The sequence below is a fragment of the Edaphobacter sp. genome, assembly GCF_035532915.1.
Classification (GTDB): domain Bacteria; phylum Acidobacteriota; class Terriglobia; order Terriglobales; family Acidobacteriaceae; genus Edaphobacter.
On sequence record NZ_DATKQC010000006.1, the window covers coordinates 1 to 3863 of the forward strand.

A 3863-nucleotide genomic window follows, 5' to 3' on the forward strand; every position below is an offset into this window, starting at 1 on the left:
TTCGCCGTTCTGGTTCCGGCCTTTCCTGTGTAGGGATTCATATTTCCTTTGGTTGAATAGTTGTTGCGTTGGGTGCGATCGGGCGCAGTTCTGACGTGCGCGGTACGGTAGACGCCTCTTTTGGTCACCGTCGAACGCACATGAACCGGAGACGGCGAGCGATAGCGTCTCGGAGTTGCGAAGGCGGACGTTGAGAGCAGTAGAAAAATCGCTAAGAATTTCATGCGCGCAAGGCTAGCACTCCAACTCTTCAATGCCATACAACTTTCGATATCAGGTGCTCATCCAGCCCGCCCCGAAGAGCCGGACAAGCACCCTCACCCTACTTACTGCGCCACAACCCGCTGCGCGAAGACGCCCGTAAACGCCCGGCGGACGCTGCTGAAGACTGTCAGCCATAGCAGCGTCGTTACCAGCGCCAGCGGAAGGCCTGCCGGAGCCAGGAACGAGTGGAAGAGCAGGATGTTCACCAACACTGGCCCGAGCAGGGTAAGCGCCAGCGGCACGAAGCGGTTGGACAACAATAACGCGCCGCCGATGATCTGGAGCAGGAAGACCACGGTGAGGTAATGCGAGATAAACAGGGCTCCCATGTACTGCCCCGCCAGTCCTGTCGGTGGAGGCATGGGGATGAAGTGCAGAAATCCATTCAGGCCGAAGATAAGGAACAACAGGCCCAGCAAAATACGCGCGATCAGAACAGCGATCTTCATAGTTTTTCCTCTCCGGCTTACGCCGCCACCGTTCTTAACTGTTCCAGGACTGGTTGCAGAAAGGTTGCGCGATCTATGGTTCCGCGCATCACCTGAGAGGCGCCGCTGGCGGTCACGAACTTCACGTCGGTTATGCCCAGAAAGCCGAGAACGGCCTTCAAATATGGCTCGACGAAGTTCATCGCCCCGGCGGGGGTTCCAACCTCATAAACGCCTCCGCTCGCGATGACGATGGTCGCCTTCTTGCCCTTCAGCAACCCCTCGGCACCGGATTCATCGTAGGTGAAGGTACGTCCGTGGCGGGCTATCTGGTCGATCCAGAGCTTGAGGACGGAGGGAACGCTGAAGTTATGCATGGCTACGCCGAGGATGTACTCATCGGCAGTCTCCAGCTCGGCGATCAACTGGTCGGAGATCGCCAGGGCTGCGGCCTGCTCGGAGGTTCGGGCAGATTCGGGGGTATGGACGCTGCCGACCCATATGGCATCAATTAGTGCTGGCGGATGGGCGACCAGATCGCGCTCAATTACGGCTCCGTCGGGGTGGGCGGCCTTCCAGGTCTTGACGAACTCGCGCGTCAACTCGCGGCTGATGGAGCTTTCCAGCGGGCTTGAATCGAGGTGAAGAAGGGTGGGCATAGCAGAATCTCCTTGGCGACATGCGCCGCATAAACAACATATGTTGGTATAGACGACATATGTCGTAAAGAAGATTCTTTTTCTCTTTGATAACCTCTAATGACCAGAACCCTATGCCGATCTCTGACTGTGAAGTTCGCGACCCTCGCATCCGCCGCACCCGGCAGCTCCTGCAGGGGGCGCTGCGCGAGTTGATGCAGACCAGGAGCTTCGACGAGATCTCGGTGCAGGACATCACCGATGCCGCGACGGTAAACCGCGCCACCTTTTACGACCACTACACCGACAAGTTCTCCCTGCTCGACGCCATGGTGGGAGGGGGATTCCACAAGCTGCTGCATGAGCGCAACGTCAGCTTCGACGGCACCTGCCCCAGCGCTGCCGCGTCCATCATTCTGGCTACCTGCGACTATCTGACCGAATCGCATGGCGACCGTGCGGCGTGTACGCGCCAGAACGCCTTTGAGCCGCTGATGGAGTCGGCCATGACCGCGGCCATTCGCAAGGTCCTGAGCAAGGGCCTGAAAAACGACGGCTCGGCTGGGGCCTCGGAGATGGTTGCGACTACTGCGAGCTGGGCAATCTACGGCGCGGTCAAGCAGTGGTTTTACACTCCCGACCACGCGCCAGCGGAAGAGATCGTCGGTCGTATTCTGCTGCTGGTGATGCCAATTTTAGAGGCAGGCCGTACGCTTGAATCGCCCGACGTAGCGGCTGCGGCGCACAACTAGCTTCAGGCGTCGGCCTTTTCCTGAACCATCGCTTCTAACAGAGCAACCGCCATCTGATTGCATGGCGTGGGAATGCCGTGCTTCTTCCCTAACCGCACGATGACACCGTTGCGAGCGTCGATCTCCATCGGCCTGTCTGCCAGCCGGTCGGCGTGCAGCGAATTGATGCCATCAGCGGGAGCGGCGCGATAGGCCTGTCGCACGGCTTCGGCGACGTCGTCATCCAATTTTGCCCCCTGGGCACGGCCTACGGCGATGCACTCGCGAACAATCTGAAGGGCGGTCTCGCCGATGGCCTCGTTGTGCATCACGCCCGACGGCTGCAACAGTAACGCGGGCAAGACTCCGGCTGCGTTGTGACAGAGCTTTCTCCATGCGACGGTAGTGAAGTCGGAGACCACCACTGCATCCGCTGGCGTCTTCGCGAACAGATCGATAAATGACTGGCCTAACGCTCCCTCGGGAGCCTTGAGGTGCATCGCGCCGCGCTGGCGAACCAGCTCCGGAGAATGACGCTCGGCTGGGCAATCGACGACGACGGGGAGAATGGAACCACTCGGCACATAGGGCGCGAACCGCTCGCGATGCTCCACGCCGTTCTGCAGAACCGCGACCGGAGCGCCGTCTGCCCGAAGCCGCTCCAGCCACTTTGCTGCGCCGGCAACGTCGTAGGCCTTGGTGGCCACGATGACCCAATCCACAGCAGGGGTCTCCGTAGGATCGGTCACTACGGTTGCCCGCACGGCTACTGGCCCATCGGGCGTCTCTATCGTTAGCCCAGCCAGGGGGCGGCGTACGCATAGGACCAGATCATGTCCCGCCTGCTGCAACAACGAGGCGATGACCCCGCCGATCGCGCCTACTCCAATGATCGCTATTCGAGCCACAATACCCTCGCTGCGATCTTAGATCAGAACCGGTAGCCGGGCTTGAGCTCGCAGCGGTAGACCGTGGTTTGATCGCTGCTCTTGCTGGTTCGCGCGGTGCAGTTGGCCCAACTGAGATAAAGATCCGGCCCGAGCGGAAAGACCATGGGTGCGCCGTCAATGTCGCCTTCGAGGCTGACGCCCTCCTGCGTGGGGGGAAGCGTAAAGTTGAGCGCCCGGCCAAATATCACTGGGTAGGACTCGCGCACGTTCGAGCTGATGGCTGTATGAAAGACCTCGGCCTCCAACAGAAACGTAGTCGTATTCGACCAGTCGATCGCGGAGACGGTGATGGAGCGACCGCCCTTCTCAAAGCCGGTGTCGTCGATCTTTGTAAACGGGCACGGCCCGGCGATGCACGAGGCGCGCACGTTGCCGAAGGTATTGTCCTGACCGGCATCGAGCGTCGCGGAACCGCGGGATGCCTTCCAACTCTTATCCGGCGAGCAGAGTTCATGCTTCTGGCAGGGAACGTTGCCCTGGTTGACCACCTGAAAGGTCTTGACCGCGCTGCCGACGTTCGACTGAGTGCGCGAGTTGATGGTATATCGCACCCGAATATTCGAGACCACGGACTCTTTGCCGCCGGGAGTCGCCATGGCCGGTTCGGGCAGTGGAACCATGGCCACGACATGCAGGCTCTCGTCGATCTCCAGCCTGCCCGCCTGCAGATTTAAATCGTATGGCTGATAGTCCTCATGACGGAAATGGACCACGATTGGCTGGCCTGACCATACCTGCCGCTGTAGTTCGAGCTTGAAGTATCCGGCCGCATCGGACTGGGTGGTGGCGCTCACAACGCCGTCGGATGCGGTGACGGTGACGTCTTCGATCGGAAGTTCTTTTCTGGTGTCG

General features: G+C 60.0%; 6 protein-coding genes. 1 reads left to right on the forward strand and 5 read right to left on the reverse strand.

The features are described from left to right. The 3 genes from VMU57_RS00230 to VMU57_RS00240 form a co-directional block, all read right to left on the reverse strand. Window positions 1-224 (reverse strand): hypothetical protein (locus VMU57_RS00230; RefSeq protein WP_325379569.1); only part of this gene is annotated, 224 nt, incomplete at its 3' end. A 102-nt stretch (window positions 225-326) separates the two neighbouring features. Then, window positions 327-713, reverse strand: a complete 387-nt coding sequence (locus VMU57_RS00235; protein ID WP_325379571.1) for a hypothetical protein — start codon at window positions 711-713, stop codon at window positions 327-329. A gap of 17 nt (window positions 714-730) precedes the next feature. Next, window positions 731-1351, reverse strand: a complete 621-nt coding sequence (locus tag VMU57_RS00240; RefSeq protein ID WP_325379573.1) for an FMN-dependent NADH-azoreductase — start codon at window positions 1349-1351, stop codon at window positions 731-733. Between the two features lie 113 nt (window positions 1352-1464). Here VMU57_RS00240 and VMU57_RS00245 point away from each other — a divergent pair, with 113 nt between their 5' ends. Continuing rightward, window positions 1465-2082: a TetR/AcrR family transcriptional regulator gene (locus tag VMU57_RS00245; protein WP_325379575.1), complete on the forward strand. Its 618-nt coding sequence runs from the start codon at window positions 1465-1467 to the stop codon at window positions 2080-2082. Window positions 2083-2084: 2 nt separating this feature from the next. On the opposite strand, the gene VMU57_RS00250 is transcribed toward VMU57_RS00245, so the two are convergent. Beyond that, window positions 2085-2969, reverse strand: a complete 885-nt coding sequence (locus VMU57_RS00250) for a 2-dehydropantoate 2-reductase (RefSeq protein WP_325379577.1) — start codon at window positions 2967-2969, stop codon at window positions 2085-2087. A gap of 23 nt (window positions 2970-2992) precedes the next feature. Then, window positions 2993-3863, reverse strand: an 871-nt coding sequence (locus tag VMU57_RS00255) for a hypothetical protein (RefSeq protein ID WP_325379579.1), incomplete at its 5' end; no start/stop codon positions are given.